This is a genomic window from Aquirufa beregesia (genome assembly GCF_011090385.1).
Classification (GTDB): domain Bacteria; phylum Bacteroidota; class Bacteroidia; order Cytophagales; family Spirosomataceae; genus Aquirufa; species Aquirufa beregesia.
Genome location: NZ_SEWW01000001.1, coordinates 596,667 through 610,991, shown reverse-complemented (window position 1 = coordinate 610,991; position 14,325 = coordinate 596,667). Strand labels below are relative to the sequence as shown.

12 protein-coding genes are annotated in these 14,325 nt (G+C 38.0%); 6 read left to right on the top strand and 6 right to left on the bottom strand.

Annotated elements, in window-relative coordinates; all coding sequences use genetic code 11:
• The first annotated feature begins 16 nt into the window (after positions 1–16).
• Genes EWU23_RS02640 through EWU23_RS02625 form a run of 4 tightly spaced genes read left to right on the top strand, consistent with a single transcriptional unit; the run spans position 17 to position 3,286 of the window.
• On the top strand, positions 17–916 hold the full coding sequence (locus tag EWU23_RS02640) for a WD40 repeat domain-containing protein (RefSeq protein ID WP_166229023.1): 900 nt from the start codon (positions 17–19) through the stop codon (positions 914–916).
• A 24-nt stretch (positions 917–940) separates the two neighbouring features.
• Positions 941–1,858 (top strand): DivIVA domain-containing protein, encoded by a 918-nt coding sequence (locus tag EWU23_RS02635; protein ID WP_166228520.1) that lies wholly within the window; start codon positions 941–943, stop codon positions 1,856–1,858.
• Position 1,859: 1 nt separating this feature from the next.
• Positions 1,860–2,222, top strand: coding sequence for a dihydroneopterin aldolase (locus EWU23_RS02630; protein ID WP_166228518.1), 363 nt, complete (start codon positions 1,860–1,862; stop codon positions 2,220–2,222).
• A gap of 41 nt (positions 2,223–2,263) precedes the next feature.
• Positions 2,264–3,286, top strand: coding sequence for a LacI family DNA-binding transcriptional regulator (locus tag EWU23_RS02625; protein ID WP_166228516.1), 1,023 nt, complete (start codon positions 2,264–2,266; stop codon positions 3,284–3,286).
• Here EWU23_RS02625 and EWU23_RS02620 read toward each other — a convergent pair.
• A complete protein-coding gene (locus tag EWU23_RS02620) occupies positions 3,283–5,058 on the bottom strand; it encodes a metallophosphoesterase (protein ID WP_166228514.1) in 1,776 nt (591 codons plus the stop codon). The genes EWU23_RS02625 and EWU23_RS02620 overlap by 4 nt on opposite strands.
• A 572-nt stretch (positions 5,059–5,630) precedes the next feature.
• On the opposite strand from EWU23_RS02620, the gene gyrA reads away from it, so the two are divergent.
• Together gyrA and EWU23_RS02610 are read left to right on the top strand one after the other, a co-directional pair.
• Positions 5,631–8,216: a DNA gyrase subunit A gene (gene gyrA, locus EWU23_RS02615; protein WP_166228512.1), complete on the top strand. Its 2,586-nt coding sequence runs from the start codon at positions 5,631–5,633 to the stop codon at positions 8,214–8,216.
• A gap of 54 nt (positions 8,217–8,270) precedes the next feature.
• Positions 8,271–9,713 carry a hypothetical protein gene (locus EWU23_RS02610; protein WP_166228510.1) on the top strand — a complete coding sequence of 481 codons (1,443 nt, stop codon included), beginning with the start codon at positions 8,271–8,273 and terminating at the stop codon, positions 9,711–9,713.
• Positions 9,714–9,965: 252 nt separating this feature from the next.
• Here EWU23_RS02610 and EWU23_RS02605 read toward each other — a convergent pair whose 3' ends face one another.
• From EWU23_RS02605 to EWU23_RS02585, 5 genes are all read right to left on the bottom strand, one after another.
• Positions 9,966–11,339 carry a HAMP domain-containing sensor histidine kinase gene (locus EWU23_RS02605; protein ID WP_166228508.1) on the bottom strand — a complete coding sequence of 458 codons (1,374 nt, stop codon included), beginning with the start codon at positions 11,337–11,339 and terminating at the stop codon, positions 9,966–9,968.
• A gap of 6 nt (positions 11,340–11,345) precedes the next feature.
• Positions 11,346–12,023: a response regulator transcription factor gene (locus tag EWU23_RS02600; protein ID WP_109325060.1), complete on the bottom strand. Its 678-nt coding sequence runs from the start codon at positions 12,021–12,023 to the stop codon at positions 11,346–11,348.
• Entirely contained in the window at positions 12,023–12,490 is a 468-nt protein-coding gene (locus EWU23_RS02595; RefSeq protein WP_166228506.1) for a pyrophosphohydrolase domain-containing protein, read from the bottom strand. The genes EWU23_RS02600 and EWU23_RS02595 overlap by 1 nt, the downstream gene beginning before the upstream one ends.
• Positions 12,491–12,852: 362 nt before the next feature.
• Complete coding sequence (locus EWU23_RS02590) at positions 12,853–13,365, bottom strand: helix-turn-helix transcriptional regulator (RefSeq protein ID WP_166228504.1); 513 nt, start codon at positions 13,363–13,365, stop codon at positions 12,853–12,855.
• A 77-nt stretch (positions 13,366–13,442) separates the two neighbouring features.
• Positions 13,443–14,285: a CvfB family protein gene (locus EWU23_RS02585; RefSeq protein WP_166228502.1), complete on the bottom strand. Its 843-nt coding sequence runs from the start codon at positions 14,283–14,285 to the stop codon at positions 13,443–13,445.
• Positions 14,286–14,325: the final 40 nt, after the last annotated feature.

Here is a 14,325-nt window from a genome sequence, read left to right as displayed (position 1 = left end):
TTCAAATGTAGACATCATGCAAATTGAGCGGATAGATACCTTTTCTGGGCATCGTGGACCGATTTATTCTTTAGCATCAGGGGAGCAAGCGCATGAATTTTATTCGGCTGGTTCTGATGGATGGGTAGTTCAGTGGAATTTGCAAAAACCTGATTTGGGCAAAGTGCTTGCACAAATAAATGGGTCTGTCTATGCCATGAAGCAAGATGAACATGGCGTTTTATGGGTGGGGCAAAATTTTGAAGGAATTCACGGGATTCAATTGTCTAATCAGGAACGTATTTTTTCCATCGCCCTAGGAAGTAATTCCATCTTTGATATTTTATTTACTCAAGACCAAGTATGGGTAGCCCATCAAGATGGATTGATCAGTGTGGTAGACGCAGACTCTAAGCAAATTATTAAACATATCAAGGCAAGTGATAAAAGCGTAAGAACACTTCGCTTGTTGCCCCAGAATCGGATTGCAGCGGCTTATAGTGATGGCTATATCCGCATTTTTAACTCAAAATTTGAATTAGAAAATGTCTGGAAGGCTCATGAGGGAAGTGTTTTTGGCTTACACTATTGGGAAAAGGAACAAGTGCTGATATCGGTAGGGAAGGATGCGCGCATTAAGAAATGGAATTTACGAGAAATTACCTCTCATTTTCAGCCTGAGTCAGAGGTGATTGCCCATATGTATGCGATTCATGATTTGGCATTTCATCCTCAGCATCCTTTGTTTGCAAGCGCCAGTATGGATAAGACAATCAAGATTTGGGATGCTAGAGATTTAACTTTATTGAAAGTGATTGATGCCGCTCGATATGGTGGGCATAAAAATTCGGTTAATAAATTAATTTGGAGCCCTTTCAAAGATTTGTTAGTCTCGGCATCGGATGATAAAAATATCTCCGTTTGGAAGATACATTAAAGTTTTTTTCTATTTTAGCAGATTATGGAGCATATATACGAACTACCCGAAGCATCTTTTTCAAAATCCTTTCGTGGATACAGTGTTTCTGAAGTACATGATTATTTATTCCGAATAGAGGAGTACCATCATGCAATTCAACAATCTCGAGATCGATTAGAGACAAAGATTGTTGATTTAGAGAAAGAACTCAATCGTCTGCGCGAAGCGGAATCATCCATGCTTAAGGCTGTTCAAATGGCAGATGAAGCTCAGATGAATTGGAAAATAAAGGCCGAAAAGGATGCTGAATTGGCCTTGCAAAAAGCGCAAAAACAATCTAGCCATCTAATTGAACAAGCAGAAAAAGATGCAGCTAAAATTAAATTGTTAGCTGAAGGGGAATCCAAACAGATATTGTTGCAATCCAACCAGACCATCAGAGAACAAGAGCGTGTTTTACGTGGTCTTCAAGAAGCTCAAAAAGAAGTAGCTGGACAATTGATGGGTATATCTGAAAAAACCTTACAGCAAATTAAAACGTGGTCGGTTTCTAGTGAGACATTCGCTAAATCGATAGAGCCTGAAGCGGCATTGTCTGCTATCGGGAGAAAGACAAGGGCACAAAAGCAGAAAACAGCTCCCAAACAGGCTAAAAGGATAAAAAAGCCTTCTCTGAAAGCCAAACCCAAAGGGAAAGTAGGCAGACCTAAATCCCCAGCTTCTTCTATAGTAGAAAGTAAAATACCAGCTAAAAGAGGCAGAAAACCTAAGTCGACTACAATCACTCAGGTAGCTAAACTTCCTAAATCACAAGGCTTGAAAAAAACGTCTACTAGTAAGAAAAAAGCAATAGATCCCACTCAATTAAATCCAGATGATAGTTTACCTACTTTGAATAAGGTGTTGGAAGCCTATGCTAAATCTTCTGGGCCTCAAGGGAAAATAGGAGATTTAAATTAATATGGATTTTTACCAAGTTGCCTGGCAAGGATTGCGTTTTTATGCCTATCATGGCTACTTTCCCGAGGAAAGAATATTGGGTAATTGGTATGAATTGGATGTGACCATTAGTTTAGTATCCCCAGGTGACATGCAAGATGATTTGAACCAGACATTGGATTATGGACAAGTGTACCAGATTTGCCAACAAATCATGAAAGAGCCAGTGGATTTGCTTGAAACGTTGGTTGAAAAAATAGGAAGCTCCATACTCCATCGTTGGCCACACATAAAAGGCTTGGAAGTAAGCTTAAGAAAGGAAAATCCAGCTCTTGGGCAAAGTAGAGGTAATTCCTCCATACATTGGCATAAAACAGTTGAATAAGAGCTTGGTTTACAATAATTAGAAACAAAACGACAAACGGAATGCGTCATCAAGTAACAATCAAAGATATTGCTAAGCAGTTGAATGTTTCTGTGGCTACCGTTTCTCGTGCCCTTCGAGATTTACCTGATATTCATCCAGATACCAAGAAACTCGTGTTGGATTTGGCTAAAGAATGGGATTATCAACCCAATTTATTGGCCACCAGTTTAGTAAAAAATAAAACGAAGACACTGGGTTTGATCGTACCGGATTTAGGGTATTATTTCTTTTCTACCGTCATCAAACACATTGAAGAAGCAGCAGTGAAGGCAGGATACAGTTTGCTGATTACTCAAACTCAGGAATCCTATGAACGAGAGTTGACTAATATTCAAAATTTATCTAGGGGTCAAGTAGACGGAATCATCATTTCACTTTCTAGAGAAACCAGTAATTTTGAGCATTTAACTCGATTGCAGAGAAGGGGAATCCCATTGGTATTTTTTGATCGTAATTGTGAAGATATTGAAGCGTCTAAAGTGATGGTAGACAATGAGCAATCTGCCTATGAAGCTGTCAAGCATTTGATTGAAAATGGATGCAAACGAATTGCATTTTTAGCAGGTCCTAAGAATGTTTCGGTGAGTAATCAACGTCGTTTGGGCTATATTCATGCCTTAGAGGAAGCAGGATTGTCAGTGGACCCTAGTTTGATTATACATTCCGATTATTATCAGGATACGGCTAGATCTCAGACGCATTTGCTCATGCAATGCGACAATCGTCCTGATGGGATACTAGTGGTCTCTGATCGCTTAGCCCTTGGGGTTTTAACCGCATTGAAAGAACTAAAAATCAGCGTTCCTCAAGATGTCAAAATAGTTAGTTTCAATAATGAACCTATATGTCAAGTAATATCTCCGACGATAACCTCCGTTTCACAGCCATTGGATGAAATTGGAAGGATTTCAGTGGAATTACTTTTAGCTCAAATTGAGCAAAAAACCGGTGAATCTATCCCTAGAATCGAAGTTTTAAAGACTAATTTGGTGGTGAGAGAATCCTCAACCCGACTGAATTAGTGCGTTAATTTAAGGGTGAATCTTTTTCCCTGGTAGCGGTATTCCAAAATATATTGACCACTCGGAATTCCCTCCATGATTTGTTGATCTACCATTCCTTCTTTTTGAATGGATTTCCATGTTCTTCCTAAAAGATCAAATATTTCTAATGAATCAAAAGGTTGATACAATAATTCTTCCCATTTCGTTGTTCCCAATGGTGGATTAACCGTTATTTCATACTGATCTTGTAGGCATTTTTGACTGTCTATTACTATATATGTACTTGATTTTAAAGGTCTTAGGTTTATTTTTTGGGATTTATCGCCTGTAGACCAATTGTAAGAATTAGCAGGAGCAGGCCAGGATGCCTTTAGTTCAATCGCATCATACGCATTGATGGTTTGTTTGATGACTTTGTTTACTTCTTTCAAGATGGTAAACTGATCTAAAATGGCCCCGTCTTCATCGATAAACTTGGCATCTAATCGATTATTCTCAATGTCTACGGCCATGGAGCCTCCACGCTTATCCAAAGAGAATTCCATCACGGGATGTGGCCAATCAAAGCGGTGTGCGGCGGTTTGCCCTCCACATCCATTCACAATATAAGTGGTGCCTTTTTTGCTAGGATCGGAGTTATTAATCACATAGGCACAGGACTTATCTGTTCCATCATATCTTCCCGACGAATTGAATGGCCAATTTTTCTCAGGGGAGAATTCAGTAGACAGACCATATTGCCCTTTTAGTGGCCTAGATCTTTCATAGACATGGCTATGCCCCGACATGACTAAATCAACCCCGTATTCGTCAAATACTCGCGTCAAATAATCCCGAAGTTTGATGATTTCACCGCTGACATCGGAGTCGTATGTGCCTTTGGTATATACTGGAAAATGAAAATACACCACTTTCCAATCTTGTTTGGTGGCTTTTAGGTCTTCTTTCAGCCAGTTTAACTGTATGTTATTGACTTGGTCGAATATCCGGAAATTGTCTTTTCCCCAGGCATATGAATCAAGACAAATAAAATGGACATTGCCATAATCATAGGAATAATAGGCTTCGGAAGAAGAGGGTATTCCACCTAATTCACCTTTGCTAGGTAAACTAAAATTTTGAAAATAAGCCATATTGGGCTCATCTTGTTGGTAGGGGAAAGGCTGATTGTCGTAATCATGATTTCCTGTTGAAGGAAACAAGGCACTTTGACGCAATAATCGACCAGCTTGATAGGGGTTAAAAAATTCATCTTGCCAGCAAGCGTCACTACCACCGCAGTAGACATTATCCCCTAAGCTTAGAAAAATGTTAGTATAATTGCTTTTTTGGTAGTTCAAATAGGCATTGTAAACCTTTTTTTGGGTATCACCCGCAGCCATGTCACCCACAGAGAATATGGATATTTTTTCCTTAGAACCTAGACTAGGAGCTGTTTTAAAAAAGTAAGTAGAATCACCCAAAATCTCTTTTTCGCCCAAATGAACCCGATAAAAGTATTTGGTACTAGGTTGAAGAGCAGTCAAGGAAAGACTATGTTCAGTTTGAAGATTGGCACTTTTGATACTGGGATTAAAACTTTTCCCATCGGTACTTAAGCTGATTTCAGATACAATGGCTTGATCAGTTCGGTAGCGTATTAATATGGAATTGGATTGAGCTAATTGGATGTAGGGATATCGCGTAATTTTTTGTGCGAAAGCAATAGGAGAAAAACCTAAAATCAATAGTAAAGAGATATACCCAATAAACAGGAAATAGGTGTTAAAGGATGATTTTCTTAGGTTCATAATTGTCGACAATGAGTAAAGGTAATCAAAAGCCTAAGTTTTTGTATTCAGAATTGGTTCAATGAAATGGAATTTTTAATGTCAAAGGAAGTAAAATGTTCATTTCTGCCATGTAACAGATAAAATTATTATTTAGATTGAATATAAATAGATTCAAAGCTACAAAAGATTAGGCGATATACCAATGGGTTGCGATGGGTGGGAGGAAAGAGGAGTCTAGAGATTGGTCAAGTTAGGAATGGGAGAATCGCTTGTTAATTAAATGAAATTTACGTCTCATTACCAAGGCTTTAGGGGGAGTAGGAAGGTTTTTTTTAAGGTAGTTTATAAAAATTTCGGACAAGAAAAGACCTGTAAAACTCACCTAGTTATTCGTAGAAATAGTGTAAAAATGGGGGTATCAAATGTAAAAAAAATGCTTTTTTTTACGCGGGAAAAATTGTCAATTTATTGTGATTTATCTTGGAAAAATTGGCATAATTAATGATATTTGTAGCTATTGGAAATCTCTGTAATTCAATCATTTTTTGTGTTGATTCCTTGAGGTTGTTCAACGCATCAAACCATAATTTATGTCAGTATCTACAAATATTATCCCTATCAACATCGAAGATGAAATGAAAGGGGCGTACATTGATTATTCAATGTCTGTAATTGTGTCTCGTGCATTGCCCGATGTTCGAGATGGATTGAAGCCGGTTCACCGGAGGGTGTTGTTTGGAATGGAGGAGTTGGGAGTTAGTTACAATAAATCATATAAGAAATCAGCTCGTATAGTCGGGGAGGTGTTAGGTAAGTATCACCCACATGGAGACTCCTCTGTCTATGATACCATGGTGCGTATGGCCCAGGATTGGTCTTTGCGTTATCCTTTAGTAGATGGTCAAGGTAACTTTGGATCGGTGGATGGAGATTCTCCAGCAGCGATGCGTTATACTGAGGCGAGATTGAAGCGAATTGCCGACGAAATGTTGTCGGATTTAAATAAAGAAACGGTTGATTTTCAGCCCAACTTTGACGATTCATTAGAGGAGCCGACAGTATTGCCGGCTAAGATTCCTAATTTATTATTGAACGGTACTTCGGGTATTGCGGTGGGTATGGCTACTAACATGGCGCCACATAATTTGTCGGAGGTTGTGGATGGTATTTCGGCTTATATTGATAACCGTGATATTACGATCATGGAATTGATGCAATACATCAAAGCACCAGATTTTCCTACAGGGGGTACTATCTATGGTGTTCAAGGGATAAAAAATGCTTTTGAAACTGGACGTGGACGTATTGTAGTTCGTGGAAATGCGACCTTTGACACGTCGAAATCAGGCAAGGAACAAATCATTGTTTCGGAGATTCCATACATGGTAAATAAAGCTTCCTTGATCAAGCAATGTGCTGATTTAGTGAATGATAAAAGGATAGAAGGAATATCTGAAATTCGCGATGAGTCTGACCGCCAAGGAATGCGCATCGTATTTGATTTAAAGCGTGATGCGGTAGCCAATGTCGTTTTAAATAATTTATACAAGCATTCAGCTCTACAATCTTCTTTTAGTGTAAACAACGTGGCATTGGTTAAAGGTCGCCCCATGATGCTCAATCTGAAAGATTTGATTCATCATTTTGTGGAGCATAGAAATGAGATTATTGTTCGTCGTACTAAATATGACTTACGTGAAGCTCGTAAGAGAGCGCATATTTTGGAAGGTTTCATCATTGCACTAGATAATTTAGATGCGGTGATTAAATTGATCCGTGAGTCCAAAGATCCAAGCTCGGCTCAAGAAGGCTTGATGTCGACCTTTAACTTATCCGATCTGCAGTCGAAAGCTATATTGGAGATGCGTTTACAGCGTCTAACTGGTATGGAGCGTGAGAAAATCATGCATGAGTATGCAGAAATCATGAAGTTAATCGAGGAGTTAGAAGATATTTTGGCTAAACCAGAGCGTCAGTTACAAATTATCAAAGATGAATTGATTGATATGAAAACTCGTTATGGAGATGAGCGTAGAACGCAAATCAACATGACAGATGATGAATTCTCGGTGGAAGACATGATTGCGGATGAGGAAATGTTGATTACCGTTTCTGCCCAAGGTTATATCAAACGTACACCGATCACCGAATATCGTTCCCAAACTAGGGGAGGAGTAGGTTCTCGTGCAGTGGCTACCAAAGACGATGATTATACGGAGCATTTATTTACGGCTACCATGCACAATTGGCTGTTGTTCTTTACTGAACGAGGTAAATGTTTCTGGTTACGTGTTTATGCGGTACCAGAGGGATCTAAAGTATCCAAAGGTCGTCCTATTCAAAATTTGATGAACATTGAAAATGGAGATAGTATCCGTGCGGTAATCAATGTGAAGTCCATCACAGATCCTGATTACGTCGATAATAACTTCATTGTGATGTGTACGGAAGATGGAACCATCAAGAAAACAAGTTTAGAAGCTTATTCTCGTCCTCGTCAAAACGGAATTATAGCGATTACCATTCGTGAAGGTGACAGATTATTGGACGTGGCATTGACCAATGGAAATAATCAAATCGTCATTGCAACTAATACAGGTCGTTCTGTTCGTTTTGAAGAAACCCGAGTTCGTCCGATGGGTCGTTCTGCTGCTGGAGTAAAGGGTATTTGGATTGATGAAGATATTGCTATGGAGAAAGTGGTGGGTATGGTTTGTGTATCTGATCCAGGAGTACAACAGTTGTTAGTGGTGTCTGAAAAAGGATTTGGTAAGCGTTCGGAGGTAGAAGATTACCGATTGACTAATCGTGGAGGAAAAGGTGTTAAGGCACTGAATATTACTGAAAAGACAGGTAATTTAGTTGCGATCAAGGAAGTTAATGATAACAACGATTTAATGATCATTACGAAAGCGGGTATTTTGATCCGTACCAGTGTCGCTGAGCTACGAGTAATGGGGAGAAATACCCAAGGAGTGAAATTGATTCGTTTGAAGAATGAGTCAGATGAGATTTCATCGGTAACCAAAATCGACAAAGAGCCTGAAATTGAAGAGGCTGAAGTGGTAGATGGAACTGTAACTGTGGTGGAGGGTCAATTGATTCCAGATGCTCCAGAAACAGGTAAGGAAGGAGAAGAATTAGGGGCAGAAGATGAAACTTTAACAGAAGAATAATAATTTTATCGGCCCGAGGGGAAATTCGGGCTTTTTTTTAATTTAATCAATCACATGAAAAAACTAGTTTTAACCCTGTTTACTGTGGCTATGGCCATGGGCTCGACCTTCGCTCAAGCGGATAAGGCTTTGGTAGAGGCTCAGAAAAAATCGATCTTAGAGTCTGTAAAAAAGTCAGATGAAGAGGCAAAAAAAGCGCCTACGAAGGCCAAATCATGGTTAAATAGAGCTTTAGCTTATGTTGACGTAGCATCTTTTCCTGATTCTACCTTTGCATTGACGGATGCAGATGCAGTTTTTAAAGCCATTGAATATATCAATGAAGCGGTTAAGTTGGATACTAAAGATGGAAAAAAAGGTTCGATTGCTAAAGAGGCAGAGAAATTGATTGAAGACAAGAAAATTTACAGTGCATTGATGAACATGGGTGTCATCAAATATCAAGGAAAAGACTATAAAAATTCCTTGAAATACATGTCTAAAGCATCTGAATTATCTCCAAAAGATACTACATCAGCTATGTATACAGGTGTGGTAGCTCAATTATCTCAAAATGACGAAGTGGCCTTATCAGCTTATGAACGTTATATGGGAATAGGAGGGAAGGACGTAGCTATTATTTATGGTTTGTCCCAAATCTATAAAAACAAGAAGCAAGAAGATAAGGCCTTAGCTTTATTAGATCAAGGAATTGCGCTTTATCCTGGTAGTAAGGATTTGAAAAATGAGAAATTCAATATGTTGATTTCTTTCAACCGTATTGATCAAGCGATTGATCAATTGAAGAAAACCATTGCGGCTGATCCAAAGGATGCGATGTCTTTATTAAATATTGGTCTATTGTATGAAAATAAAATCAATGGTTTGAATGAAGAGGCTCGTAAAATTTCTGATAAAACAGTTAAAGTAGATGAAGCTAAACGTAAGATAACAGCTCAAAAAGAGCAAGTAACAGCCTTTACAGAAGAGATTACTCGTAATAAAGCTAAATTAAAGACGGCTCAACCTAAGCAAAAAGCAGCTATTACAGCTCAAATTACTCAATTGGACGGAACGGTTAAGGAGCAAAATGGTAAATTAGAGGAATTGAAAGGGGAGTTGACTAAGGCGGAAGCTGAAGTAGGGGATGCAGCTCAAAATGCCGCTAAATTAGCTGATTTGACCACTAAAGTAAATGCTTTAAAATCAGAAGTGCCAGGTTTTTATACTAAAGCACTAGCTATTGATGCTAATTACTATGATGCCTTATACCAAATGGGAGCTTTCCGCTACAATGAAGCAGCTGAAATCAAGAAGAAAGTAAATGCCATGGATATGGAAACGTATAAGAAAGAAGGAAAGGCAGTAGAAGCTCAAATTTCTGCTAAATACAATGAAGCTTTACCATTCTTTGAGAAAGCATATTCAACGAAGAAAGATGAAGATTTGAAGGAAATTTTAAAGCAAGTTTACCGCGAACTTAAGATGGAAAGCAAATTGGCGGAATTGGATAAATAATCCATTCACCAGTAAAAAAAGAGCCCAATCGTGAGATTGGGCTCTTTTTTTATAATTATGAATTATAAAGTATAAGTGTGGATTGTGGTGGGCAAAATTATCATTCGAAGTTTATAGCATTCATTCTTATTAAGAATCTATTTAACATAATATAAATTATATAACAAATGGCAAATTCATTTCAAGCCACAAAAAACCAGCTTCACTGACCATTTACAATCCACCAATTATAAATTATAATCTATCATTCCCTCACGGTTTTGTCTGCGGTAAAGACATGGTAAACTCCGTCCATTCATTTGGATTGGATTGAACTTGAATACTACCGTTGTGCAAGTGAATAATGCGTTCCACCAAGGAAAGTCCAATACCATAACCTTTGGATGAAGCGGTATTTTCACCACGGAAAAAGGGTTGGAAAATAAAAGGTAGATCTGGTTTAGGAATGCCTTTTCCCTCGTTTTTCACCCGAATATTGATGGTGTTATGGTAGACACGTAAGCCCACAAATGCACAGTGTTTCGGACTGAATTTACAGGCATTTTCCATCAAGTTCTTAATCGCAGTTAGAATCAGTTTCTCGTCGCCCCGAATCATCAATTCTTCTTCATCATCCGGCATGAAGGACGTATCAATGCTTACTTTATAATGGCCGTTGAGTTTTTGAGTTAAGCTTCTAGCTTCCCAAATAATCTCATCGATTCTGATTAATTGAAAACCTGCCTGATAATCAGATATGCTAATTTTATTTAATTCTAATAAGGATTCCGTGATGGCCGCTAATTCTTGGGTATCTTCTAACACGGAGGCTATGGTTTCTTTATAATCTTCCACTGCTCTTTCCTTCAATAGACTTACCTCCAACTGCGAGGAAATCTTAGTTAATGGATTCTTCAGTTCATGAGAGACATTGGCAATAAAGGTTTTTTGCAGTTTAAAGGCGTTTTCAATGCGTTCTAGCAATCGATTGATCGTGGATACCATCTTCCCTATTTCATCCTCAGAATCAGAGGATTCTAGCCTTTCTTCTAGTCGTTTGGGTGAGAGATGATCGACCTGTTTGATCACTTCGGAAATGGGATTTACGGCTCTTCCCGCAAAAAACCAGCCTGAAATCACCACAATGAATACAAATAATAGAAATAAGGCGATTAGAATGTTTTTAAGGTCTTTCGCATTTTCAGCGGAATATTGATCTACTGCCCCTGCAAAAACTACGATTCGGCCCTCTGGAGTGGCAAAGACAGTACCCAGAATTTCGATATCTTCGTGGGCAAACCGTACTTCTTTTTTCCGTCGGACTTCCTTAACCCGGTTGACATCAATATGAAAAGAAATGGTATCGTTCGAGCGGTAAATTCGCTCATTGCAGGTATCATAGGCCATGATATTTTCTCGGTAGAGAATGTCCCGGTTAGCCCTATCGATGATGCGTAATAACTTGGAATCCACTTGATTAACATTAACCAAGAGTTCGGCAGCCGTATTGGCTTTTTGTCTTAAGCGCGAATAGAAATTTTCTTTGTAATTCTGTTGGGAGAAAATATAGATAATCAAATAGGATACGAATAATATCGCTGACACCAAATAGGTAAATTGATATGTCAATCGGGAACGTATCTGCATGTTTTCTTATTCTTGTCGGAGGATATATCCCATACCAAATTGTGTATGAATCAATTTACTTGGGAAATTTTTATCTACTTTTTTACGCAAATAGTTCACATATACCTCTATGAGATTGGACGAGTTTTCATCTTCTACTTCCCAAATATTTTCAGCTATTTCAGCTTTTGAAATCACTTTTTCCTGATTTTTCAAAAAGTATTCCAATAATTGAAATTCTTTCGCAGTTAGATTAATCTTTTGCCCGGAACGAGTCACTAATTTGCTGGTCAAATCCAACTCAAGATCAGCAAATTTTAGGACTTGAGAATCAACTAGGGTTTGATTGGAACGCTTGATAAGCGCTTTAACACGCGCCATAAATTCCTTAAAATCAAAGGGTTTAGCCAAGTAATCGTCGGCTCCTGCTTCAAAACCGATCAGCTTATCGTCTGTTGTGCTTAAAGCGGTCAACATTAAGATGGGGGTTTGAATCCCCAAGCTTCTCAATTCTTTACATAGTTCTATTCCATTGATTCCAGGAATGATGATGTCTGAAACGATTAGCTGGTAAGTATTTCTCGTGGCTAATTGCTTGCCCATGAGTCCATCGTAAGCCACTTCAACTTCATAGTTATTTTCTTCCAAACCTCTTTTCAAGGATTGTACCGTTTTGGGTTCATCTTCTATGAGTAAGATTCGTATCATCCAAGGATCTCTTTTAGATTAGCGGGAGAGTAAGCTATTGATTTTAAAACTTTATTGTCGGATTTTCGGTACACTTTCCACAGGCCATGTTCTTCTTTGATTTCAGCCTCCGTACCATCTTTAAGGAAGTAATATTCCACGGTCTTTTCAGCTTCTTCTAGACTTTTGCAGGCTTTCGACATATTAGAACGTTGAACTTCATTGAATAAATCGACAAATTTTTCTCCTAAACCGAATTCCAAAACTGCCCCTGAAAGTACATATTGCAAGTCGCACAATGCGTCAGCTATTTCTACCAAATCTTGGTCTTTGATGGCTTGTTGCAATTCCTCTAATTCTTCTGCCAATAAACTCACGCGTAATTTGCAACGATCCTCCGAGGGAATACACGGTTGAGCTAATATGGGTGCTCCAAAAGTTTCATGAAATAAGGCAACTTGATTTAAGGAATCGATTTTTTTCATAGGGTATATCTAATAGATTAAAATTAGTCAATTAATTGGTTAAAGTAAATCCCTAGAAAGGATGCTTTTTCCACCATTGGATTTGAAATTGTTCATTTCCAATGGTGAAATTGTGGAGAAAAATGAAAGAAATGTTTCCTTTTGTACACATTCCCACTACTTATCCACAAAATCATGTGGATAAGTAAAGCCGAAAAGATGAAAATACTCCTGATACTATAGAAAATGGGAGTATTTATAAGTAATTCAAAGGTCTCAAAATACAATTGTGCACGAATGTGGATAAGTCGTGGATAAGTCAATGTATCTGCTAATAAATGTTAATTAGCAAAACAACAGGAAATACTATTCTTGCTTTTACATCACTCGCTAGGTTTACTTTCACTAAATGATCCATCCGTGTAAAAGATAATCACTCGTTCAATCTTTTTAGTCAAATGTGTACTTGACACGAGTAGACTAGGAACTGTACTATTGGAATTGACCGAACTAGCATTTCCACTGTTGTTTTTAGCACTTTCTCTATTCCGTCTGAGATTTGATTGTACGATGGTCGGTTCAGCGAAAGAATTTTTATCCAATTCTGAGGGGCTTGCCTCCGGAGCATCAAAAAGGGATGGGCTACTGGAGCTTACTTCCATTTTAGGAGCTGGTGACGAATTCAGGGAGAGTAGTCGATCATCGAATAATAATTCCTCAGCCGTTAATTCTGGGAAGGCTTTAAGAATTTTCTGAACGACATCTAAGCTAGGCTTATTTCTGCCCGACAAGATGTGAGATACACTACTACGAGGTATTCCAATCTTGTCAGCAAATTGAGAAGAACTGATTTGTTTTCTCTGAATTAACAATTCTATCTTTTGACTTAAATTCATCTTTGTAAATATTCCTTCTAGATTACAAAGTTAAATTTATAAAAGACAAAAGCAAAATTTATTTACGTTACAAATGTTTACGATTTGATTATACAATTGTCACCAAGTGTAATCAGTTTACTTTTGTATAAACCACCTACAGCCTTTTTGAAATCCTTTTTTGACATACCCAATTGCTCATATATTTCTTCAGCAGGGCTTTTATCATGTAGGTTTAATGTACCACCTTGTTGATTAATAGCTTCCATGATCTTTTCCCTTTGTGAATCCATACGTTGAATGCCAATGGGTTCAATACGTAAGTCTAATTTGCCATCTTCACGTATGTTATCAATGTAAACATCGATTAATTCACCAAGTTTAACATTTGTAAATATTTCATTTTTGAATAATTGGCCAAGTTTACAATTGTTTACTAGGCATTTGATTCCTAAGTTGGTGTATTCAAATGGTAATGCTTGTACTTTCTGACCAATGGTAAATTCTTCAACTTCGTCTAATAAGGATAAGAACTTATCTATTCTAGCTGATGCCACAATGCGATCTGTTTGAGGATCCAGGTAGACATAAACTAAATAGGACTTCCCAACAGACATCTTTTCCCATTGTTGACCAAAAGGAACCAATAGATCTTTCATAAGCCCCCATTCGAGGAAAACACCAATGGGGGTTACTTGCTTGACTTCCAAGAAGGCAAACTGATTAATCGTTGCTAATGGCTTTAGGGTAGTTGCTATGATTCGATCTTCTGAATCGCGGTAGATGAAAACATCTATATAGCCATCTATTTCATAGCTTTCTGGTACATACTGAAGTGGTAGAAGTATTTCATCTTCGTATCCATCTAAATACAATCCAAAGGGAACCTCTTTGACGATTCTTAGTCGATTATATTCCCCAATTTTTAATTCATTTTCCATAAAAAAACCCGGTGTTTAGCCGGGTGTAAAGGTATTCAAT

Coding starts and splice junctions, on each gene's coding strand:
- EWU23_RS02640 (WP_166229023.1), top strand. CDS start 17: ATGCAAATTGAGCGGATAGATACCTTTTCTGGGCATCGTGGACCGATT.
- EWU23_RS02635 (WP_166228520.1), top strand. CDS start 941: ATGGAGCATATATACGAACTACCCGAAGCATCTTTTTCAAAATCCTTT.
- EWU23_RS02630 (WP_166228518.1), top strand. CDS start 1,860: ATGGATTTTTACCAAGTTGCCTGGCAAGGATTGCGTTTTTATGCCTAT.
- EWU23_RS02625 (WP_166228516.1), top strand. CDS start 2,264: ATGCGTCATCAAGTAACAATCAAAGATATTGCTAAGCAGTTGAATGTT.
- EWU23_RS02620 (WP_166228514.1), bottom strand. CDS start 5,058: ATGAACCTAAGAAAATCATCCTTTAACACCTATTTCCTGTTTATTGGG.
- gyrA (WP_166228512.1), top strand. CDS start 5,631: ATGTCAGTATCTACAAATATTATCCCTATCAACATCGAAGATGAAATG.
- EWU23_RS02610 (WP_166228510.1), top strand. CDS start 8,271: ATGAAAAAACTAGTTTTAACCCTGTTTACTGTGGCTATGGCCATGGGC.
- EWU23_RS02605 (WP_166228508.1), bottom strand. CDS start 11,339: ATGCAGATACGTTCCCGATTGACATATCAATTTACCTATTTGGTGTCA.
- EWU23_RS02595 (WP_166228506.1), bottom strand. CDS start 12,490: ATGAAAAAAATCGATTCCTTAAATCAAGTTGCCTTATTTCATGAAACT.
- EWU23_RS02590 (WP_166228504.1), bottom strand. CDS start 13,365: ATGAATTTAAGTCAAAAGATAGAATTGTTAATTCAGAGAAAACAAATC.
- EWU23_RS02585 (WP_166228502.1), bottom strand. CDS start 14,285: ATGGAAAATGAATTAAAAATTGGGGAATATAATCGACTAAGAATCGTC.